Origin of the sequence: Streptomyces sp. NBC_00083, from assembly GCF_026343295.1 — a bacterium.
In the GTDB taxonomy this organism is placed as follows: domain Bacteria; phylum Actinomycetota; class Actinomycetes; order Streptomycetales; family Streptomycetaceae; genus Streptomyces.
This window is the reverse complement of the sequence record NZ_JAPELY010000001.1, coordinates 2022923-2043049: the sequence shown is the minus strand read 5'-3', so window position 1 is coordinate 2043049 and position 20127 is coordinate 2022923. Positions and strand designations below refer to the sequence as shown.

Here is a 20127-nt window from a genome sequence, read left to right as displayed (position 1 = left end):
GGTCCCCCTCGGGTGCGGGCGGCTCCCTTCCGGGGGAGAATGCGCGCAATGATCGTCGACTGTGCCATCTACCACGACGGCCGCCGCACCGAGGGTCCGAAGGACTTCTCGGACGCCCTCCGCGAGGCGCGGGCCGTCGGTGACAGCTTCCTCTGGGTGGGGCTCCACGAGCCGACCGAGGAGGAGTTCGAGCTGGTCAGCACCGAGTTCGGGCTGCACGAGCTGGCCGTGGAGGACGCCCTCAAGGCCCATCAGCGGCCCAAGCTGGAGGTCTACGACGACTCGCTGTTCATGGTCCTCAAGCCGGTCGTGTACGAGCCGCGGAGCGACACCGTGACCTCGGGCGAGCTGATGCTCTTCGTGGGCGACAGCTTCGTGGTCACGGTCCGGCACGGCGAGGGTGCGCCGCTCAAGGCGGTACGCCAACGCCTGGAGTCGGAGCCGGAGCTGCTCAAGCACGGGCCCACCACGGTCCTGTACGCGGTGAGCGACGCCGTCGTCGACCACTACACGGAGGTCGCGGCCGAGCTCCAGAACGACCTGGAGGAGCTGGAGGCGCAGATCTTCTCGCCGTCGGGCGGGCGCGACACCAAGGACACCGCGTCGCGGATCTACACCTTCAAGCGGCAGCTCCAGGAGTTCCGCCGGGCGACGGGCCCGCTGGCGCAGCCGGTGCAGCGGCTGGCGAGCGCGGGCGTGCCGTTCGTGAACGCCGCGTCGCAGCCGTTCTTCCGCGACGTGGACGACCACCTGATGCGCACCAACGAGGCGGTGGAGGGTCTCGACCGGCTGCTCTCCGACATCCTCTCGGCCCATCTGGCGCAGGTCAGCGTCCGCCAGAACGACGACATGCGGAAGATCTCGGCGTGGGCGGCGATGGCGGCGGTCCCCACGATGCTGGCCGGCGTGTACGGCATGAACTTCGACCACATGCCGGAGCTGCACTGGGCGTGGAGCTACCCCGCGCTGCTCGTCCTGATGGTGCTCCTGGAGGTCGGCCTGTTCCGCCTGTTCAAGCGGCGCGGCTGGCTGTGACCGGCGGCTAGGCGAAGCCGGGCGCGGTGACGGCGGGGCCGCCCAGCGGGTCGCGCCGCCGCGGCATGGCGAGGCTGACCATGCGCCGCCATCCCGCGAGCCGTTCGTAGGCGTACACGGCGTGGATCGCGGCCGCCAGGGCCGCCGCCTTGGGGCGCGGCCAGCCGAGGATCCGGCCCATGTGGGCCATGACGGCGAGGCTGACATCGCGGTACACGCGGATCTCGGCGAGGGCGCACTCGCGCAGCACCCGGTGGATGGTGAGTCCGTGCCCGGCGTGCGCCAGGCGCAGCAACTCCTCGTGGCAGTAGGCGAGATGGTTGTCCTCGTCGGCGGAGATCATGCGGACCGCCCGGCCGAGGTCGGGGTGGTCGCCGAAGTGCTTGCGCAGCAGTTCCATCTGTTCGGAGGCGCGCTGTTCGGTGACCCGGCTGTGCGCGAGGTAGACGATGACGTCCCGCTCGGTGAGCGGGTCCTCGCGCCGGAGCCTGGCGTGGCCGAGCCCGATGCCGCGGCGTTCGAGGAGCATCGTGTAGTCGGTGTCGTCGGGGACGTCGACGGGGCGCAGGCCGCGCTTCTTCATCAGCGCCTGGAAGATCCGGCCGTGCTTGTCCTCGTCGGCGCCGTGCCGGGCCACTTTGGGGGCGAGGTCGCGGCACCGATCGGGCAGGAGGGCGGCGATGCGGCCGTTCTCCCAGCCGCCCTGCGCCTCGCCGCCGGCCGCGATGGAGCAGAAGAGCCGGAACGACTCGTCGTGGTCGAGGATCTCCTGGAACAGGCTCTTGGCCGAGAGCATCGTTGCCGTACCTCCGGGTGCGCGCAGGACTCTGCGCAACCGAGTCAAATGCGGCATACCGTCCGCGGCAACAGGGGTCGCGCCCCACTGGGCCGAACGAAGGAATGTGCGGGGCGCCCGTCCCCGTAACCGCCCGGCCCCACCGGGCGTTGATAGGCGTGACGGCCGTGGCGGGGAAGACCCCCGAGCCCCCACCACGGCCGCAGAACCCTCCCCTTACGCGAGACCCGCGCGCTCCAGCGCCTCGGTGCCCGCGCGCAGCGAGGCGAGCCGCTCGTCCAGGGTGAAGCCCGCGGGGGCCAGCGTCAGGGTGGTGACGCCGGCGGCGGCGTAGGCCTGCATCCGGTCGGCGATCCGCTCCACCGAGCCGAGCAGCGTGGTCGAGTCGATGAGCTGCTGCGGCACCGCGGCCCCCGCACCGGCCTTGTCGCCGGACAGGTACTTGTCCTGGATCTCGGCGGCCTCCTTCTCGTACCCCATGCGCCGCGCGAGCTGGTTGTAGAAGTTCTGCTTGCGGCTGCCCATGCCGCCGACGTACAGGGCGGTGTAGGGACGGAACAGGTCGGCGAGGGCGGGCACGTCCGCGTCGGCGCCGAGCGAGATCGGCAGGGTGGGGCAGACGTCGAAGCCGTCCATGGTCAGGCCGGCCTTCTCGCGGCCCGCCCGGATGTGGGAGATCGCGGTGGCCTCGATGTGCTCGGCGGCCGGGAAGATCAGCAGGGCGCCGTCGGCGATCTCGCCGGTCTGCTCCAGGTTCTTCGGGCCGATCGCGGCGATGTAGAGCGGGATGTGCTCGCGCTCGGGGTGCACGGTCAGCTTGATGGGCTTGCCGGGGCCGCCGGGCAGCGGCAGCGTCCAGTGCTCGCCTTCGTAGGTCAGGCGCTCGCGGGTCATCGCCTTGCGGACGATCTCGACGTACTCCCGGGTGCGGGCCAGGGGCTTGTCGAACGTGACGCCGTACCAGCCCTCGGAGACCTGCGGCCCCGAGACGCCGAGGCCGAGGCGGAAGCGGCCGCCGGAGAGCGAGTCCAGGGTGGCGGCCGTCATCGCGGTCATGGCGGGCTGGCGGGCCGGGATCTGGAGGATCGCGGAGCCGACGTCGATGCGCTCGGTGTGCGCGGCGACCCAGGTGAGCACCGTCGGCGCGTCCGAACCGTAGGCCTCGGCCGCCCAGCAGACGTCGTAGCCGAGCTTGTCCGCCTCCTTGGCGACGGCGAGGTTGTCGCCGTCCATTCCCGCGCCCCAGTAGCCGAGGTTGATGCCGAGCCGCATGGCCGATCCCCTAACCCGTCATGACCCGTACGCGAGTCCACGCACATGTCTTACTCATGAGTAACGTCCTTGTGTTCCGGACTCTAGCGCGCGGGGGCGCGATGCGGCAGGGCCGAGTTGTCCACAGGCTCTCTCCCCGTGGGCCCCTGGCCAGTAATCTCAGCGCCCATGGAGCAGAGGCATCTCGGCCGCACGGGCCTGCGCGTATCCCGGATCGGGCTCGGCACCCTCACCTGGGGCCGGGACGTCGGCGAGCAGGACGCCGCCGACCTCCTGAAGGCGTTCTGGGAGGTGGGCGGCACGCTGATCGATACGGCCGACGTGTACGGCGGTGGGGACGCGGAGTATCTGCTCGGCCGGATGATGGAGCGGCTCGTGCCGCGCAGGGACCTGGTCCTGGCGACCAAGGCGGGCAGCGTGCCCGACCCCGACCGCCGGTTCGACGGGTCGCGCGGCCATCTCCTGAGCGCGCTGGACGCCTCGCTCCAACGGCTCGGCACCGACCACGTGGACCTCTGGCAGGTCCACGCCTTCGACTGCGAGACCCCGCTGGAGGAGACCCTCCAGGCGCTCGACATCGCGGTCAGCAGCGGCCGCGCGCGCTATGCCGGCATCTCCAACTTCAGCGGCTGGCAGCTGGCCAAGGCGGCCACCTGGCAGCTCGCCGCGCCGGGCGTGCGGACCCGGCTCGCCAGCACCCAGATGGAGTACTCGCTGCTCCAGCGCGGCGTGGAGCGCGAGGTGCTGCCCGCCGCGCTCGACCTGGGCGTGGGGCTGCTCCCCTCGTCGCCGCTCGGACGGGGCGTCCTGACCGGCAAGTACCGGCACGGCACGCCGGCCGACTCGCGGGGTGCGTCGGAGGGGCTCTCCGCGTTCGTCGAGCCTTACCTCGACGACGCCGCCGGCCGCATCGTCGACGCCCTCTCGATAGCCGCGGACGGGCTCAACGCGACACCCCTTCAGGTGGCGCTCGCATGGGTGAGGGACCGTCCGGGAGTGGTGGCGCCGATCGTCGGCGCGCGCAACGCGCACCAGCTCGCGGCGGCATTGTCAGTGGAGGCCCTTAGTCTTCCTGACGAGATCTGCCAGGCGCTCGACGACGTGTCGGCGCCCGTGCACCGCTATCCCGATCAGGACTGGAGCACGCTGTGACTGCGCTTCCCCAGGGCTCGGCCCCTGGATCCACGGCCGACGAACCCGCCGAGCCCGCCGGCGAGGGCGGGAGCGGTGACGCGAGCGCCGTGGAGCCGCAGTCCGCCGCCGAATCCGGGGGCCCCGGGACCGCCGAGCGCGTCGCGGAGGCCGAGAGCGCCGAGGACGCCGCGGGCGCGGGGGAGTTGGCGGGCGCGGAGGCCGACGGGGGTGCGGGCGGCGACGCCGACCTACGGTCCGACGAGCCGCGGCCCGACGGCGAGGGCGGAGCTGACGGCGAGGGCGACGCCGACTCCGACCCCGACCCCAGCTCCGGCTCCGGCTCCGATGCCGGTGACGGTGACGGTGACGCGGCGGACGACACGGCCGGTGACGCGACCGCCGAAGCCGCCCAGGGCTCCGAGGCCGCGGCCCCGGAGCTGTCCGACGCCGCCGCCGAGCTGGCCGCGCAGCGGAAGTTGCGCGCCAGGATCGAGCAGCGCAAGGCGGAGAAGGAGGCGCCGATCCCGGCCGGCACCAAGCTGAGCGGGACGGCCGCCGACCTCCTCGCGGCGGTACGGGCCGTGGAGAAGGGCGAGAAGTCGGGCGCCGCGTTCTTCGCGGGGCCGCCGCCCGCCCCCCGCAGGCCCGCCCCCGGCCCGGCCCAGGACGCGGCTCCGGCTCGGCCCCGCTCCCCCGAACCGGCGCAGGCGCCCGTCACGTCGGACGAGGCCCTCGCCGCCGTACGCGCCGTGCTCACCCGGGGCGGCGCCCCCGAGACGCTGGCCGCGCAGGTCACCGGCGCGCTCGGCGAGCAGGCGGCCGAGCGGCTGGACGCCGACCCCTGGCAGCTGCTCGCGGTGCCCGGGGTCCGCCCCGAGCAGGCCGACGGCTTCGCCCGCGCGCTGCTCGGCGCCGAGTGCCGGCCGGACGACGAGCGCAGGGCGGCGGCCCTGGTCGGCTGGATCCTGGAACAGGCCGCCGTGCAGGGACACACCGCGCTTCCCGCCGACGACGTGCGCACGGCACTCGCCGCCCGGTCCGTCCCCGATCCCGACGAGGCCGTGAACCAGGCCGTCGCCGAGGGCGTGGTGCTGGTCTTCCAGGACGGCATCGCGGACGAGCCGGGCCTCGACGACGCCGCCGCCCCCGACGAGGCGGACGAGGCGGACGAGACCGGCGAGGGCGAGGCGGAGCCGGTCGAGGTGCTGCTCGGGCTCGACCGGTACGCGCTGGCGGAGGAGAGTCTGGCCGACGGCCTCGCCCGGCTGCTCAACGCGCCGGTGCGGGACGACGGTTCGGTGTGGCCCGAGGGCGGCGAGCTGGTCCGCGCGGTCGCGGGCAGCGGATTGGTGGCGCACACCGGCGGCGAGGCCGCGCGCGCCGAGTCGGCCGCCGTGGTGACGGCGGCCGCGGCCGCCGGGCTGCGGGCCGCGGGCGCGGCGCACACCGCGGACGGACAGCGCCGGCTGGCCGAACTGACCGGCCCCCTGGCCGCGTTCACCGTCGCGGGCCTGCTGTCCGGCGACGGCCCGGGGCGGGACGCGGAGGGCGCGCTCGCCCTCGACGTCCTGGTGGTGCAGGACGCCACGCAGCTCGACGTGGAGACCGCGGCCGTGCTCGTGGAGTCGCTGCCCGACGGCTGCCGCCTCGTCCTGAGCGGCGACCCGGGCGTGCTCCGCCCGGCCGGCGCCGGACTGGTCTTCCACGATGTGCTGACCGCTCGGGTCTGCCCCGTCGTCGCGTCACGGATGCCCGATCCCGGGCCGGTCGGTGAGCTGGTCTCCGGCATCGGGATCGGGGAGCTCAACCAGGTCGAGGCCCCCGGCAAGGAAGTCGTGATCGTCCCGGTGCGGGACGCGGGCGAGGCCGTGCACCGCGCCGTCCAGCTCCTCGCCGACTCGATCCCCCGGGCGATCGGCATCCCCGCCGAGCAGACCCAGGTCATCACGGTCGGCCACGGCGGCTCGGCGGGCACCCGCGCCCTCAACGCGGCCCTCAAGCAGCGCCTCAACCCCGGCCCCGGCCGCTTCGGCGGTTTCGACCCGGCCGACCGGGTGGCGTACGCGCAGTCCCCGGGGCGCACGGTGACGGGCACAGTGGCCGGGGCGGACGCGGAGGGCCTGCGGCTCGACTGCGCCGGCAAGCCCGTGCTCGTACCGAAGGAGCGGGTCGAGTCGGCGCTGCGGCACGGCTGGGCGCTCACCGCGCACCAGGCGGCCGGCATGCGCTGGCCCGCGGTGGTCGTGGTGCTGCCGGGAGACGCGGCGCAGGGGCTCAACCGGGCCTGGGTGTACACGGCGTTCGGCCGGGCCGAGCGGCATCTGTCCGTCGTGCACGGCGTCGACCAGGCGCTGCCACGGGCGGTGGCGGAGCTCCTTCCGCCGCCCCGCACGACCCGGCTCGCGCCGCTGCTGCACGGCCTCCTGAAGCCGGCGGAGCAGTAGCCGCACACGGCGGAGGCCGCCACCCCCAGGAGCGGGGTGGCGGCCTCCGCCGTGACGGCCGGGTCAGGTGGTGGCCCGCAGGTCGTCCTCCTCGTCGAGGTCGTCCTCCAGCTCCTCCTCGTCGAAGACGGCGCTCACGTCGAAGCGGCACACCACGCGCTGCGGGTCGGCGTGGTCGAACGGTGTGCTGAGCCACTCGCCCGGCTCGGGAAGCTCGTCGGAGGCCGAGACCCACAGCGTGGAGTCGCCCTCCTCCAGGCCGAACTCCTTGTGCCGCGAGGCGATTTCGTCCGGCTCGTACTCGCCGAACAGCACACCGAGCGCGGCATGGACGCTGCTGCCGACGACCGGCAGGGTGTGCTCGCCCTCGTCCGGCTCGTCCGCGCCCGGGTCGAGATCGGTGATCCGCTGAGCCTGGGCGAGCAGCCGCTGGGGCTCGGCCACGGCGTAGTCGCGCCGGATGAGAACACTGAGGGCGTGTGGTTCCTCGGGGCCCGCGTAGGGCGGCAGGGAGTCGTCGGCGCCGGGGATCTCGAAGGGGGTCACCTCGTCGTAGCGGTCGTAGAGCCGCTCGTCGTACGCCTCGGCCGCCGCCGCGAGCGCGTTGAAGGCCTCGTACACCGCCGGATCGTCGTCCCCGGAGCGGCGTTCCACCGCATCGAGGTGACGGTCCAGCGCGGCTTTGACCGCCTCGGCGGCGGCACGTACCTCGGCAGCGGTGGGCTGCGCAGCATCAGACATAGTGCAGACGCTATCCGTACCGGGGCTCTGCCCGCACAATAGATGCGATGCCGGAATACGAATTTGTCGACGTGTACGTTCCGCGCGGGGTGTCCCGCAAGGAGGCGACCCGTCTGCTGACCGACCATGCCGAGTACGGACACTGGGAGTTGGACCGACTGAGTCTGCACCGGGACGGCAGCCGTCGCGTACGGCTGCGCAGGCGGATCATCCGCCAGGTGCGAGCCACGTGGTGAGCGTGGAGAGCGCGCGATGACGACGGAGCGGGCCCCGCGCATGCGGGACCCGCTCCGTCATGACCGCCCTGCCGGGCACGGCCGCGTTACTGCTGTGCGGCGCGCCCACGGCGGTAGAGGACCGCTCCGCCGAGCACCAGGCCCGCGGCGGCGGGGAGGGCGAGACCGAGGCCCTCGGAGCCGGTGTGCGCCAGCATGGCCGGAGCCTGGGCCGGCGCCGCCGCGGCGGCGGTCACGGTCCGGGTGGCCGGGCTGACGACCGTGCCGGGCCCGGCCGGGTGCGCGGGCACCGCGGGGTGGTGCGCGATCGGACCGACCGGGTGCTGCGGCACCCCGGGCTGCCCGGGGTGCCCCTGCCCCGGCTGCCCGGGGTGACCGGGCTGACCCGGGTGACCCGGCTCGCCCGGGGTGCAGGGGGGCTGGTGCTGGCCCGGGTGACCGGGGTGGTGCGGCCCGCCGGGGTGCTGCGGGTGACCGGGGTGGTGGGGCTGACCCGGGTGCTGGGGGTGTCCCGGGTGCTGCGGCTGACCGGGGTGGCCCGGGTGCTGGGGCCGGCCGGGGCCGGTGCCCTCGTCGTTGGCGCAGTCGTTGCCGTACGCCGGGTTGCCGACGCCCACCACGTTCACGCTGTTGCCGCAGGCGTTCACCGGAACGTCGATGGGCACCTGGACGGTGTTGCCCGAGGCGACCCCGGGCGAGTTCCGGGTGTGACCGCCGGCGGACGCTCCCGCGCCCCGGTGACCGGCGCCGCCCTGGCCGCCGCCCTTGTTGGCGCAGCTGTTGGCGAACGTCGGATTGAGCGCGCCGATCACGTTGACGGTGTTGCCGCAGGCGTTGACCGGCACGTGCACCGGTACCTGGACGGCGTTGCCGGACAGCACGCCCGGCGAGTTCGACGCGCTGCCCCGAGCCGCCGAATCGGCGTGCGCGGCACCGCTGCCCATCGCGAGGACGCCGCTCGCGGCCGCCATGGTGATCAGTGACTTGCGGGTGACCTGTCGCATGGTTTTCCCTGCCTTCTGCCTTCCGGACAGCCCGCGGCGCCGTTGCGCCCGAGCTCTGAAACGCCGGGCGGCCCCGGAGTGCATGGCACGCACTCCGGGGCCGCCCGGCTCAGACCCTTACGGGTTGAGGCACAACGTCACTTGTTGACGCAGGTGTTGCCGAAGGCGGGGTTCAGCAGCCCGATCACGGAAACGGTGTTGCCGCACAGGTTCACCGGCACGTGCACGGGGACCTGGATGACATTGCCGGACGCGACGCCGGGGGAGTTCACAGCGGCACCCTGGGCACCCGCATCCGCGACGGCCATACCGGCACCCGCGAGAACCAGACCACCAGTGACAGCCGCAGCAGCGACGACCTTCTTGATCATTACTTCCTCCTTGTTGGCATATGTGCGATCCCAGCCGCGGACCGCACACCCTGTAACGAGGGGGAAGTTATGGGGCTACGAGCATATGAGTGCATTCACTCTTTTCAGTAAGACACGTACGCTCAGACGATTAATCGAGCGACGCCCGTGAGCCGGCGGATCGGGCCGGGCTCGGCCTCAGGACGCGTCGATGAACCGGTCGAGGACCCGTACGCCGAACTTCAGGCCGTCCACCGGCACCCGCTCGTCCACGCCGTGGAACATCCCGGCGAAGTCCAGCTCCGGCGGCAGCTTCAGGGGCGCGAAGCCGAAGCCGCGGATGCCGAGGTCGTCGAAGGACTTGGCGTCCGTGCCGGCCGAGAGCATGTACGGCACGGCGCGGGCGATCGGGTCCTCGGCCAGCAGCGCGCTCTGCATGGCGTCGACCAGGGCGCCGTCGAACGTGGTCTCCAGGGCCTTGTCGGCGTGGACGTCCTCGCGCTTGACGCGCGGGCCCAGGATGCGGTCGAGGTCGGCGAGGAACTCCGCCTCGTACCCCGGCAGGAAACGCCCGTCGACGTGGGCGGTGGCCTGTCCGGGGATGACGTTGACCTTGTAGCCGGCGCCCAGCTGCGTCGGGTTGGCGGTGTTCTGGAGCGAGGCGCCGATCAGCTTGGCGATGCCGCCGAGCTTGGCGAGCGTGCCGTCCATGTCCTCGGGGTCGAGTTCGGTGCCGAGCGCGTCCCCGAGCTCGTCGAGGAAGTGCCGCAGCGTCTTGGTGACCCGCACCGGGAACTTGTGCCGGCCGAGCCGGGCCACGGCCTCGGACAGCTCGGTGATGGCGTTGTCCTTGTGGATCATCGAGCCGTGGCCGGCGGTGCCGTCCACGGTCAGCTTCATCCAGTGCATGCCCTTCTGGGCCGTCTCGATGAGGTAGAGCCGGAGGTTCTCGTTGACGGTGAACGAGAAGCCGCCGACCTCGCTGATCGCCTCGGTGCAGCCCTCGAAGAGCTCGGGGTGCTTGTCGACCAGGAAGCGCGCGCCGTAGGTGCCGCCGGCCTCCTCGTCGGCGAGGAAGGCGAGGACGATGTCGCGCGGGGGCTTGCGGCCGCTGCGCAGCCGGTCGCGCACGACCGCGAGGGTCATCGCGTCCATGTCCTTCATGTCGACCGCGCCGCGGCCCCACACACAGCCGTCGGCGATCTCGCCGCCGAACGGGTCGTGGGTCCAGTCGGCCGCGTTGGCGGGCACGACGTCGGTGTGGCCGTGGATGAGCAGCGCCGGCCGCGAGGGGTCCTCGCCGGCGATGCGGGCCACGGTGGAGGCGCGGCCCTTGTGCGACTCGAAGATCTTCGGTTCGAGACCGACCTCGGCGAGCTTCTCCGCGACGTACTCCGCCGCCGCGCGCTCACCGGGCCCCGAGTGGTCGCCGTAGTTGCTGGTGTCGATCCTGATGAGATCGCGGCAGAGGTCGACGACCTCGTCCTCACCGGTCACGCCGCCGTTCCGGGTCGTGCTCGATTCGCTCACGCTGGTTCCTCCCGCTGTCGCTCCGTGTCGTCCCCGTCCATCCTGCCCCCGCGCCCCCTCCGCGCCCAAGGGCGGCTTCCCGCCGACATCCGGAGTTCACGCAGGCCAGGGGGGTGATCGAGCACCCCCGGATGTTTGCTATTGTTTTCCACGTCGGAACGGGCACGGCCCGCGAGACAGACACCTTGTCCGGGTGGCGGAATGGCAGACGCGCTAGCTTGAGGTGCTAGTGCCCTTTATCGGGCGTGGGGGTTCAAGTCCCCCCTCGGACACCGGCTGAGACCCCACTTCACGTGGGGTTTTCTGCTTTTCTGGACAGTGGCGTGACCGACCACGTGACCAACGGCCCAGCGAATCCCCAGGTCAGACCAGGGATGACAGGCCGAGTCGGCCCGCACCGGAGGCGGCCAGTCGGCGCGCTCCGTCCTTACGTGAGTGCCCGTACCGGGCCATCGTGCAGCCCGGCGTGTGGTGCCGAACGTCCGCGGAGACCTCTACGGGGTTCTCCCCGGCATCCAGATCGTTCGTGACCTAGCTGTGCCGCCAGTCGTGCATTCGGAAGTCCTCGTTGGGGCGGACCGGGCCGGGAGCCTGCGCGCCTCTTCTCAGGTATGGGACACGACCTGCCCCTACACGGGGTTGTCCGGTCGGGGGATCTAGGCTCGCTCCCCCCACGTCGCGCCGCCGTGACCATGGAAGGAGCGGGAGTACCAAGGGAGCCGATCGCGACAGGAGTCGGGGATGCAGGGGCACGTCCAGTAGCCCCACGCGTCCCCTGCGTCGAGGTCGATGATCACGCAGTTGCGGACGCCATAGCAGTTCGGACAGCGCGTTGAACCACTGATCTACGCCTTGTCGAAGAGCTCCACGACGTCCGCGTAGCGCGGGTCAACCCACTCGATCACGGCTCTTGCCGGTTCAGGGACGACGACGCCTCGCCGCCGCAACTCGGCCATAACGCATAGCGCCCTAATCTCCGAGCACCTGTGGGGATGATCGAGCCGTTCTCAGCGGCGATGCTCAGAGCGAGCCGGTACAAGCTGGCCATCGTCTCGTCAGGACTCAGCTCCTCCGGCGTGTACGCCGCCTCCTGACTCATGAGGGCCCGATGTTGTCGAGACTCCCGACCCTGATCACATCCGCCAGCCTCGCGGCCAGATCGGCGGGCATCTGCCCCACATCCACCCACGCCGTCCCTCGGCGGTTCACCATCGGCCGCAGATGCATGACCTGGGTTTCTCCGGCCCCCATGTCACTCAGGGCCGTTCTGAGCGTGTCCGTGGCGGCCTGGGCGCGATCCCACGCCGAACGCCACTCCTGCATGTCCATCATCGACGGCCCCGCTTCGCGTGCGGGTGATTGCGCACCTCCGCCGCAGCGTCGTAGGCACCGCTCCACCGCTTGGCCTTCTTCGCCTCTTCCACCTCCCTCACGAGTGCCGCGCAGACTCCACAGCCTTCGGCCGGAGTGCAGTTGTACAGAAAGGCCTCCACCGCCCCGGGCAACTCCACTGGCAGCTGCGGATACTTGAACGGAGTAGTCATGGCTTCCTCTCGTCGGCGTCTTCGGTGCTCGACAAGTGTCAGCCTTGCGGGGACCACCTTCTAGCGAGTTTCCTGTTCGCGCAAAAAGCCATCCCGGATGGATGCAACCAATTCCCTCATCTCATCACCGGAAACAGCGGCATGAACAAATCCCTCGAATTTTGATGCGTAGAGCGCGATATCCCGAGGGTCGGTCACTACGGTTTCCGCATGGATCGTCTCAATGGTTACGGTACGCTCGTCCTTAATGGAGAACGAATGCCCCGGGAAGTCTACTTGAGGGGTCGCCAATGAAACCACTCTAATATCCACGTTGGGAAGCCTCGACACGGATATGAGCTTGTCGAGCTGGCCGACCATTACCAGAGGGGCCACAATTCGCCAGCGAAGAACAGACTCTGTGATGATGAACCGGAATGTTTTGTCATCGGCGTAAAGCACTGTCTGTCGAGCCAGCCTCGCACCTATCGTGCGCTCCAGCTGCACTTCGGTAAGGTTCCTGCGTGCAAATACAGCACGGATGTACTCCGGGGTTTGCAGGAGGCCAGGGACCAAGGAAGGCTGGAACAGCCGCAGTAGGCTCGTCTGCGATTCCAGGGCCTGCACCTGTTGTTGTTTTCGGTTGTAGCCCAGCCGTCGAATCAGCCGCCATGCCGTGACTTCCGTCGCTGCCGCTCTCGCAACAGCCATGTACTCGGCCTTGACCTCTTCCGATACAGCAAGAGCGGTAAGGATGCAGTCCACGTCAGTGACGCTGGGAGAGGTGTTCCCGTTCTCGATCTTGGATAGCTTGGATCTGGACATAGCAGCACTACGGGCCACTGCTTTGGCCTCAATCCCGGAGGACTCGCGCAGTGCCCGTAGTGCGGAGCCAAGACTTGATCTATTCACTCCCCGTACTGCGCCCACCATTCAGGGAACGGTACGGCCGAAGCCATAGCCACATCCCTGTACCGCCGGAACTCTGACCGCTTGTCTTCACCGACAAAGTCAACGCCAAGGTACGCACCTTGAGCGTCATACTTCATGGCGCCAATCGTCCGGTCATCGAACATCCAGAAGTCGGGTGCAGTCGGGATGGGGTCTTCCCGGCCGGTCGTGTCCAGAATGAAGAACTCTTCTCCGGCAGTCATGTTGCGGATGTAGCCCCATGACAACTCGAACCGGAGATAGTCCGTCAATGGACGTGCCAGCACGTGTACGCGATAAATGCGCTTGCCTGCCTGCACCGCGTCGCCCACTGTCGTGAGCCATCCAGCCGTCTTGTATTCCTCCGGCTGGGGCTTCCCTGCGAGGAACGCCTGATAGGCGTCTACGCCGCCTGACTGACTGTAATCGTCCAGGGTTTCCAGCCGGAACGCTTCTCGTTCAAAGTCCTTGAGCCAGTCGCCCAGGGACTTAGATGAGGTTGTCACGGATCGCCTTTCGGATGAGCTCGATGGGGATTTCAACCATGGTTTCGTGCGCGGGAATCTTCCTCCCGTGGTCAGTTATTTCCGTGCCCTGAAAAGCCAGCGTCCCCCTGTCGGTGACGTAGATGGTCGGGCACTCGCCCTCGTCACAGTCCCCCACCAACCGCGTCAGTTCCGTTGCCACTGTGCCCCCTCCGCTTCAGGTGTCAGGTCCGATGTTCGCGGCCCCCTCAGAGTGGTGCAAGGGGTTCGAGTTTCCTCTACTGGAAACTGCCTCCGGGTTCGAGGGCGAGACCGGGGCTGCGGGGTTGGTCACGTGACCAACCCATGACCAACAGGGGCCCGAAACGGGCAGAAACGACAGGTGAAGGTGACCAACCGCAGAGCCGGTACACGGGGCTCTAAGCTACGTTTCCGCAGGTCAACGCAATGAATGAGCTGGTGCCCGAGTGGAGAGTTCAAGCCCCCCTCGGACACCAGCTGAGACCTCTGTTGATCAGGGGTCTTCTGCTTTTCCGGGGTGCGGCCGGACGCCGTGAAGACCCGCTGTCAGAGGCGACGGTTAGCGTGCGCCCATGAAAGACGAACGGCATACGACGGCACGGCGGGACCACGCCGGCACCGCCCGGAGCACCGCCCGGAGCGCTGCCCGCGCCGGGCGCACGGGACCCGATGCGGAGCCGAAGGGAATCGCCCTCTATCACGACATGCGGGTCGAAGAGGACTTCACGAAGTGCGCCGGCCGGCTCTTCTCGATCCTCAAGGCCGCCGCGGCTGCGAGCCCCGGCGCCCCGCGCCACATCTACCTCGACATCCAGGGGCACCGGAACGCCGCGGGAGGCTATGACGACGACGCGATGGAGATCATGCAGGAGTTCTTACTGGGGTTTCTCGGACCGTATCTCACGGAGATCAGCACTCCGCTCATGACCGTGCGCAACCCCGAGCCGCAGCGCGAGGACATTCCTCACGTCCTCACCGTGCGAGACCCCGAGCGTGAACACGCCTACGACCACAACAAGTTGGGCATACGCGGCAGGGAGAACCATCCCGACCGGCGCCGGTCGAGACCCCCACTCCGCAGCATCGCCGACTACCTCGGACTGGACGAGCCGATCTGCCTGATCTGCTGGCAGGCACCGGTCGAGCGGGCCCATGTGGTCCCCGAATCGCTCGGCGGCTCCAACGATGTGCGCAACTTCGCCCTCCTCTGCCCGGCTCACCACCGCGAGGCGCCCGACGTCGCAGACGCCGAGGCGTTCTGGTCCTGGGTCGACTACGCCTGTGAACGCGACGGTCACATGAAGTGGCAGGGTGTGGAGCCGGAGTTGGTGGCGAAGGCGGAACGGGTCGGTCTTCGCATCGAGACGAGCGGGCCGGTGCGCAGGAGCCTGCGCCACTTCGACCGGGTTCGAGACGAACTCGTGCGTCACTACGGCTGGTGCCCGGAGGACTTCGCCGGCGGCCACCACTGGGGAGCGCTGATGCAGGAGTTCCATACCGTCATGGACTCGGCGACCAGCACGCACTTCAACGTCGCCAAAAAGGCGTCCACCGAAGCGTGGGCCTTCGAAGTGGCCCGCAGACGCTTGAAGGACGGCGCAGCCGAGCGGGGGACCGCCGATGTCCGGCCCCCGGTGTCGAGCCGGCCCCCGGTGTCGAGCCGGCCCTCGGTGGAACTGGCGGAACGGGCGGCCCGTAAGTCGCCCGACCATGACGGTCCGCAGAACCTGGTCAACGCGGCGCGCAGGGCCGACATCGCGATGGAAGCAGCCGCCCTCGTGCGCGACATCGTGGGCACCACGGGAGTCGACAGTGCCGAGGAGGTGCTGCGGGGCATCAGGGAGGAAGTGGCGGACCGCACCGCGCAGTTCGAGCGGCTGGCCGACGAGTTGATGGGGCACGCGGCGTGCCGGCACTGCGGCCACGCCATAGCCCGGATCGGGGATGCTCCGTGGCGCCACAGCACCGCGGCACCCATGTCCCGCGGCTGCCGGGCCGCGAGTTTCGACAGGGACGGCACATGGGACGACTCCCTCGACCGGGCGTGGAAGGCGAGTCCACCGAAGGCGTCTCAGTGACGGTGGGGCGGCCGGGTCCCGGGGCCGGGCACCCGTACTGACGGGCGGCGAACGCCACGCCCCGGGTTCCGACCGTGCGGTCGAGCCGCGCGTCGACCGCCCCTCAGGTCCGCCTGAGAGCCAGCACCGCGTTGTGGCCGCCGAAGCCGAAGGAATTGCTGAGGACCAGGTCGCCGCAGGGCGGCAGGGCGCGGGGGGATTCGCGCACGACATCCAGGCCGAGGCCGTCCTCGGGGTCGTCGCAGCCGACGGTCGGCGGGATCAGGCCGTCGCGCAGGGTCAGGACCGCCGCGACGGCCTCGACCGCACCCGCCCCGCCCTGGAGGTGGCCCAGCGCGCCTTTGTTCGCGGTGACGGGGATGTCCCGGATCTGGCCGCCGAAGAGCCGGCACAGTGCCAGCGCCTCGGTCCGGTCGCCTTCGACGGTGGCCGTGGCGTGGGCGTTGATGTGGGCCACGTCGCCGGGAGTGGCCCCGGCGTCCGCGAGGGCCTTGCGCAGCGCCGCCTCGACGCCCCGCCCCTCGGGCTGGGGCGCCGCCATGTGGTGGGCGTCCGCGGAGAGGCCCCAGCCGGCGGCCTCGCAGTAGACGCGGGCGCCGCGGGCGCGGGCGTGCTCCTCGCTCTCCAGGACGACGACGCCGGCGCCCTCGCCGAGGACGAAGCCGTCGCGCGCCATGTCGAACGGCCTCGACGCGTGCTCGGGCCGGTCGTTGCGGGTCGATACGGCTCGCATCGCGGCGAACGCGGCGAGGATCTCCGGGGTGATCACCGCTTCGGTGCCGCCCGCGACGACGAGGTCGACCTTGTCGTCGCGGATGGCGTCGATGGCCTGCCCGATCGCCTCCGTGCCGGACGCACACGCGGAGACGAAGGTCCTGCACTGGCCGCGGATGTCCAGGTCCTTGGATATCTGGGCGGCCGAGGCCGAGGGCACGATCATGGGCGTGGTGTGCGGGGAGACCGCGCGCGGCCCGCGCTGGTCGAGGGCGAGGCGGCTCTCGACCAGGACGGGGGCGCCGCCGATGATCGTCCCCATCAGCACCCCGGTACGCTCCGGCCGCAGCCCGGCCGCCACGGTTCCCGCCGGGTCGAGCCCCGCGTCGCGCCAGGCCTCGCGGGCGGCGAGCAGGGCGAACTGCGCGGACCTGTTCATCCGGCGGGCCACCGGCCGGGGCAGCAGCGCGGCGGGGTCGACGGCGGCGCGGGCGGCGAGGCGTACGGGCAGCCCGTCGAAGCCGGGCCCCTCCACGGTGCCGACGCCGCAGAGGCCGTCGAGCAGGCCCTGCCACAGCTCCGGCGCGTCGCCGCCGAGCGGGGTGAGGGCGCCGAGGCCGGTCACCACGACCCGGCGCGCGGGGGGTGCGGCGGGCCGTTTGGGGTCGGGCAGGTCGGCGGGGTCGACGCGGGCGCTGCGGACGACTTGGCGCTCGTAGCGGGGCAGTACGCGCTCCAGGTCCGGGCCGCCGGTCAGGGGGCGCAGGTAGAGCCGGGTCCTGGTCTCGGTCGCGGGCGCCGTGCCGACCACCACGAGCCAGGGCCGGTCCGGGTCCGTCGCGATGACGTCGCCCGGCACCAGTTCGCCCGTGGTGAGCAGGTAGCAGGCGCCGCCCATGACCGACTCTTCGTTCATCGTGGACCCTTGCTCCGTCCCGTCACGAATCAGGATGTTTCGGTACCGATCCCCTACGCAGCATGCCTCCCCGCGGCGCAGAAGGCAGTTCAGGGAGGTGTCGTCCCTGGCCCGCGACCGGGCCCCCCGTATGTGAGCACGGCGCTGACCTGGGGTTCTCTTGCTTTCGGCGGGGAAGGTGAGGTTCTCTGGTTCCGTGAGACGCAGATCTGGACCCCCGGCCGCACCGCTCGCGCAGCGCAACGGCATCGACCCGGTGCGTGTGCGGCTGCCCGCCGACCCCGAGGGGGCCTGGGCGACGGTCGGCGACCATCTGGTGGGCCGGTTCGGGGGCGCGATCGGCGCGGAGCGGGTGACCGCGATGCTGCGCGAGGGGCGGTTCGTGGGAGCGGAGGGCCCACTGGACGGCACGGAGGCGTACCGGGCCGGGGCCCATGTCTGGTTCCACCGGGACTTCGAGCCCGAGGTGCCGGTGCCGTTCGAGGTCGGCGTCGTCCACCGCGACGAGCGGATCGTGATCGCGGACAAGCCGCACTTCCTCGCGACGACGCCGCGCGGCCGGCACATCACCGAGTCCGCGGTGGCCCGGCTGCGGCGGGACCTCGCGCTGCCCGCCCTCCAGCCCGCCCACCGGCTCGACCGGCTGACCGCGGGGCTCGCCCTGTTCGTCGTGCGGCCCGAGGACCGGGGCGCGTACCAGGGGCTGTTCAGCGGGCGCCGGGTGCGCAAGGAGTACGAGGCGGTGGCGGCGTACGACCCCGAGGTGGTGCTCCCCGCGACCGTGCGGAGCCGGATCGTGAAGGAGCGCGGGGTGATGGCCGCGCGGGAGGAGGAGGGGGAGGTCAACGCGGAGAGCCGGGTGGAGCTGGTGGAGCGGCGTGGGGCGCTGGGCCGGTACCGGCTGCTGCCCTCCACGGGGCGCACCCATCAGCTGCGGGTCCATATGAACGGGCTCGGGCTGCCCATCCTCAACGACCCCCTGTATCCGGTGGTGCGCCCGGAGACGGATCCGGACGACTTCGCCTCACCGCTCCAACTCCTCGCGAAGGTGCTGGAGTTCACCGACCCGGTGGACGGGCGGCCCCGCCGCTTCGAGAGCGGGCGCTCCCTCGCGGCGTGGCCGGCGCAGCCGACCGGGCCTCTCCGCCCCGGGCCTCAGTGACCCCGCGCCACCCACTCCCCCAGGCTCGGCGCCTCGGCGCCCACCGTGGTCGTGTCCCCGTGTCCCGTCCGTACGACCGTCTCCGGCGGCAGCGTCAGGACCCGCTCCCTGAGCGAGTCGATGATCGTGGGGAAGTCGGAGAACGAGCGGCCCGTCGCGCCGGGGCCGCCGGCGAACAGGGTGTCGCCGGTGAAGACCGTGTCGAGGGCCGGGGCGTGGAAGCAGACCGCGCCCGGCGCGTGGCCCGGGGTGTGCAGGACCCTCAGGACGACGTCGGAGACCAACACCGCCTCGCCGTGGGTGAGTTCACCGTCGGGGAGCCGGTCGGGGTGGGTCTGCTTCCACAGCGGGAGGTCGTCCGCGTGGAGGAGGATCGGCGCGCCCGTCGCCTCCGCGAGCGCCGGTGCCGCGTCGATGTGGTCGTTGTGGGCGTGGGTGCACAGGATCGCCCGCAGGGTGCGCCCGCCGAGGGCGGCCAGGATCGCGTCCGCGTCGTGCGCCGCGTCGATGACGACGGCCTCCTCGTCGTCCCCGACGATCCACACGTTGTTGTCGACGTCCCACGTGCCCCCGTCGAGGGAGAACGTGCCGGACGTGACCAGCTGGTCGATGCGCGCGCGCAGGCTCATCAGAACTCCACCACCGAACGGAGCACATCGCCCTCGTGCATCCGCTCGAAGGCCTTCTCGACCTCGTCGAGCGCGATGGTCTCGGTGACGAACGCCCCGAGGTCGATCCGGCCCTGCTGGTGCAGGTCGACGAGCATGGGGAAGTCGCGGGAGGGCAGGCAGTCGCCGTACCAGGAGGACTTCAGGGCGCCGCCGCGGCCGAACACGTCGAGGAGCGGGAGTTCCAGGGTCATCTCCGGGGTCGGCACGCCGACCAGGACGACCGTGCCGGCCAGGTCGCGGGCGTAGAACGCCTGCTTGTACGTCTCGGGGTGGCCCACGGCCTCGATGACGACGTCCGCGCCGTTGCCCCCGGTCAGCTCGCGGACCGCCTCGACGACGTCGTGGTTGCGGGAGTTGACGGTGTGCGTGGCGCCCATCGACTTCGCCGTCTCCAGCTTGCGGTCGTCGATGTCGACGGCGATGATCCGCGCCGCGCCCGCGAGCTTGGCGCCCACGATCGCCGCGTCGCCGACGCCGCCGCAGCCGATGACGGCGACCGAGTCGCCCCGGCCCACGCCGCCGGTGTTGATGGCGGCGCCGATGCCCGCCATCACGCCGCAGCCGAGCAGGCCCGCGACGGCCGGCGAGACCGCCGGGTCGACCTTGGTGCACTGGCCGGCCGCGACGAGGGTCTTCTCGGCGAACGCCCCGATGCCGAGGGCCGGCGACAGCTCGGTCCCGTCGACCAGCGTCATCTTCTGCTTCGCGTTGTGCGTGTTGAAGCAGTACTGCGGCCGGCCCCGCAGACAGGCCCGGCAACTCCCGCACACCGCGCGCCAGTTGAGGATCACGAAGTCGCCGGGTGCGACATCGGTGACGCCCTCGCCCACCGACTCCACGACCCCGGACGCCTCATGGCCCAGCAGGAACGGGAAGTCGTCGTTGATGCCGCCCTGCTTGTAGTGCAGGTCGGTGTGGCAGACCCCGCAGGCCTGGATCTTCACCACGGCCTCGCCGGGGCCCGGGTCGGGCACCACGATGGTCTCCACCCGTACGGGCTGGTTCTTCCCCGGTGCGATGACCCCTCGGACCTGCTGCGCCATGCCGCCACTCCCTGTTCCACGCCGTCGGATGTCTCAGGAACA

19 protein-coding genes and 1 tRNA gene are annotated in these 20127 nt (G+C 71.1%); 7 read left to right on the top strand and 13 right to left on the bottom strand.

Annotation, left to right across the window (positions count from 1 at the left end; genetic code table 11):
* Window positions 1-39: 39 nt before the first annotated feature.
* Window positions 40-1035 (top strand): magnesium/cobalt transporter CorA, encoded by a 996-nt coding sequence (gene corA / locus OOJ98_RS08965; RefSeq protein WP_267054090.1) that lies wholly within the window; start codon window positions 40-42, stop codon window positions 1033-1035.
* A 7-nt stretch (window positions 1036-1042) separates the two neighbouring features.
* Here corA and OOJ98_RS08960 read toward each other — a convergent pair whose 3' ends face one another.
* Both OOJ98_RS08960 and OOJ98_RS08955 read right to left on the bottom strand, forming a co-directional pair.
* Window positions 1043-1831, bottom strand: a complete 789-nt coding sequence (locus tag OOJ98_RS08960; protein ID WP_267054089.1) for a ferritin-like domain-containing protein — start codon at window positions 1829-1831, stop codon at window positions 1043-1045.
* 216 nt (window positions 1832-2047) lie between these two features.
* A complete protein-coding gene (locus tag OOJ98_RS08955) occupies window positions 2048-3103 on the bottom strand; it encodes an LLM class F420-dependent oxidoreductase (protein WP_267054088.1) in 1056 nt (351 codons plus the stop codon).
* A gap of 168 nt (window positions 3104-3271) precedes the next feature.
* Between OOJ98_RS08955 and OOJ98_RS08950 the strand changes: the two genes are divergently transcribed.
* Complete coding sequence (locus OOJ98_RS08950) at window positions 3272-4255, top strand: aldo/keto reductase (RefSeq protein WP_267054087.1); 984 nt, start codon at window positions 3272-3274, stop codon at window positions 4253-4255.
* Complete coding sequence (locus OOJ98_RS08945) at window positions 4252-6681, top strand: ATP-dependent RecD-like DNA helicase (RefSeq protein WP_267054086.1); 2430 nt, start codon at window positions 4252-4254, stop codon at window positions 6679-6681. The genes OOJ98_RS08950 and OOJ98_RS08945 overlap by 4 nt, the downstream gene beginning before the upstream one ends.
* Window positions 6682-6744: 63 nt before the next feature.
* Here the strand turns inward: OOJ98_RS08945 and OOJ98_RS08940 are convergent, their stop codons facing one another.
* Window positions 6745-7422 carry a hypothetical protein gene (locus OOJ98_RS08940; RefSeq protein ID WP_267054085.1) on the bottom strand — a complete coding sequence of 226 codons (678 nt, stop codon included), beginning with the start codon at window positions 7420-7422 and terminating at the stop codon, window positions 6745-6747.
* A 47-nt stretch (window positions 7423-7469) separates the two neighbouring features.
* Between OOJ98_RS08940 and OOJ98_RS08935 the strand changes: the two genes are divergently transcribed.
* Window positions 7470-7658: a DUF5703 family protein gene (locus tag OOJ98_RS08935; RefSeq protein ID WP_005319466.1), complete on the top strand. Its 189-nt coding sequence runs from the start codon at window positions 7470-7472 to the stop codon at window positions 7656-7658.
* 86 nt (window positions 7659-7744) lie between these two features.
* On the opposite strand, the gene OOJ98_RS34820 is transcribed toward OOJ98_RS08935, so the two are convergent.
* The 3 genes from OOJ98_RS34820 to OOJ98_RS08915 form a co-directional block, all read right to left on the bottom strand.
* Entirely contained in the window at window positions 7745-8662 is a 918-nt protein-coding gene (locus OOJ98_RS34820) for a chaplin (protein WP_323177884.1), read from the bottom strand.
* A gap of 137 nt (window positions 8663-8799) precedes the next feature.
* Window positions 8800-9033 (bottom strand): chaplin ChpH, encoded by a 234-nt coding sequence (gene chpH / locus OOJ98_RS08920; RefSeq protein ID WP_267054084.1) that lies wholly within the window; start codon window positions 9031-9033, stop codon window positions 8800-8802.
* 177 nt (window positions 9034-9210) lie between these two features.
* Window positions 9211-10542, bottom strand: a complete 1332-nt coding sequence (locus OOJ98_RS08915; RefSeq protein ID WP_267054083.1) for a M20/M25/M40 family metallo-hydrolase — start codon at window positions 10540-10542, stop codon at window positions 9211-9213.
* Between the two features lie 187 nt (window positions 10543-10729).
* On the opposite strand from OOJ98_RS08915, the gene OOJ98_RS08910 reads away from it, so the two are divergent.
* Window positions 10730-10814, top strand: a tRNA-Leu gene (locus OOJ98_RS08910).
* 823 nt (window positions 10815-11637) lie between these two features.
* Here the strand turns inward: OOJ98_RS08910 and OOJ98_RS08905 are convergent.
* From OOJ98_RS08905 to OOJ98_RS08890, 4 genes are all read right to left on the bottom strand, one after another.
* On the bottom strand, window positions 11638-11874 hold the full coding sequence (locus OOJ98_RS08905; protein ID WP_267054082.1) for a hypothetical protein: 237 nt from the start codon (window positions 11872-11874) through the stop codon (window positions 11638-11640).
* Window positions 11875-12146: 272 nt separating this feature from the next.
* Window positions 12147-12977 carry a helix-turn-helix transcriptional regulator gene (locus tag OOJ98_RS08900; RefSeq protein ID WP_267055570.1) on the bottom strand — a complete coding sequence of 277 codons (831 nt, stop codon included), beginning with the start codon at window positions 12975-12977 and terminating at the stop codon, window positions 12147-12149.
* The gene (locus OOJ98_RS08895) at window positions 12974-13501 is read right to left on the bottom strand and encodes a DUF6879 family protein (RefSeq protein ID WP_267054081.1); all 528 of its coding nucleotides are present in this window, start codon (window positions 13499-13501) and stop codon (window positions 12974-12976) included. Before OOJ98_RS08895 ends, OOJ98_RS08900 begins: the two co-directional genes overlap by 4 nt.
* Window positions 13485-13682 (bottom strand): hypothetical protein, encoded by a 198-nt coding sequence (locus OOJ98_RS08890; RefSeq protein ID WP_267054080.1) that lies wholly within the window; start codon window positions 13680-13682, stop codon window positions 13485-13487. Before OOJ98_RS08890 ends, OOJ98_RS08895 begins: the two co-directional genes overlap by 17 nt.
* 391 nt (window positions 13683-14073) lie before the next feature.
* On the opposite strand from OOJ98_RS08890, the gene OOJ98_RS08885 reads away from it, so the two are divergent.
* Entirely contained in the window at window positions 14074-15579 is a 1506-nt protein-coding gene (locus OOJ98_RS08885) for an HNH endonuclease (RefSeq protein WP_267054079.1), read from the top strand.
* Window positions 15580-15682: 103 nt separating this feature from the next.
* Here OOJ98_RS08885 and OOJ98_RS08880 read toward each other — a convergent pair whose 3' ends face one another.
* Window positions 15683-17209, bottom strand: a complete 1527-nt coding sequence (locus tag OOJ98_RS08880; RefSeq protein ID WP_267054078.1) for a beta-ketoacyl synthase — start codon at window positions 17207-17209, stop codon at window positions 15683-15685.
* A gap of 196 nt (window positions 17210-17405) precedes the next feature.
* On the opposite strand from OOJ98_RS08880, the gene OOJ98_RS08875 reads away from it, so the two are divergent.
* Window positions 17406-18371, top strand: coding sequence for a pseudouridine synthase (locus OOJ98_RS08875; protein ID WP_267054077.1), 966 nt, complete (start codon window positions 17406-17408; stop codon window positions 18369-18371).
* Here OOJ98_RS08875 and OOJ98_RS08870 read toward each other — a convergent pair.
* Entirely contained in the window at window positions 18365-18994 is a 630-nt protein-coding gene (locus tag OOJ98_RS08870; protein ID WP_267055569.1) for an MBL fold metallo-hydrolase, read from the bottom strand. The genes OOJ98_RS08875 and OOJ98_RS08870 overlap by 7 nt on opposite strands.
* Window positions 18995-18999: 5 nt before the next feature.
* A complete protein-coding gene (locus tag OOJ98_RS08865; RefSeq protein ID WP_267054076.1) occupies window positions 19000-20085 on the bottom strand; it encodes an S-(hydroxymethyl)mycothiol dehydrogenase in 1086 nt (361 codons plus the stop codon).
* Window positions 20086-20127: the final 42 nt, after the last annotated feature.

What these genes read in the sequence shown, in the direction of transcription:
- corA (WP_267054090.1), top strand. Translation starts at nt 40, where the DNA reads ATGCGCGCAATGATCGTCGACTGTGCCATCTACCACGACGGCCGCCGC.
- OOJ98_RS08960 (WP_267054089.1), bottom strand. Translation starts at nt 1,831, where the DNA reads ATGCTCTCGGCCAAGAGCCTGTTCCAGGAGATCCTCGACCACGACGAG.
- OOJ98_RS08955 (WP_267054088.1), bottom strand. Translation starts at nt 3,103, where the DNA reads ATGCGGCTCGGCATCAACCTCGGCTACTGGGGCGCGGGAATGGACGGC.
- OOJ98_RS08950 (WP_267054087.1), top strand. Translation starts at nt 3,272, where the DNA reads ATGGAGCAGAGGCATCTCGGCCGCACGGGCCTGCGCGTATCCCGGATC.
- OOJ98_RS08940 (WP_267054085.1), bottom strand. Translation starts at nt 7,422, where the DNA reads ATGTCTGATGCTGCGCAGCCCACCGCTGCCGAGGTACGTGCCGCCGCC.
- OOJ98_RS08935 (WP_005319466.1), top strand. Translation starts at nt 7,470, where the DNA reads ATGCCGGAATACGAATTTGTCGACGTGTACGTTCCGCGCGGGGTGTCC.
- OOJ98_RS34820 (WP_323177884.1), bottom strand. Translation starts at nt 8,662, where the DNA reads ATGCGACAGGTCACCCGCAAGTCACTGATCACCATGGCGGCCGCGAGC.
- chpH (WP_267054084.1), bottom strand. Translation starts at nt 9,033, where the DNA reads ATGATCAAGAAGGTCGTCGCTGCTGCGGCTGTCACTGGTGGTCTGGTT.
- OOJ98_RS08905 (WP_267054082.1), bottom strand. Translation starts at nt 11,874, where the DNA reads ATGATGGACATGCAGGAGTGGCGTTCGGCGTGGGATCGCGCCCAGGCC.
- OOJ98_RS08885 (WP_267054079.1), top strand. Translation starts at nt 14,074, where the DNA reads ATGAAAGACGAACGGCATACGACGGCACGGCGGGACCACGCCGGCACC.
- OOJ98_RS08880 (WP_267054078.1), bottom strand. Translation starts at nt 17,209, where the DNA reads ATGAACGAAGAGTCGGTCATGGGCGGCGCCTGCTACCTGCTCACCACG.
- OOJ98_RS08865 (WP_267054076.1), bottom strand. Translation starts at nt 20,085, where the DNA reads ATGGCGCAGCAGGTCCGAGGGGTCATCGCACCGGGGAAGAACCAGCCC.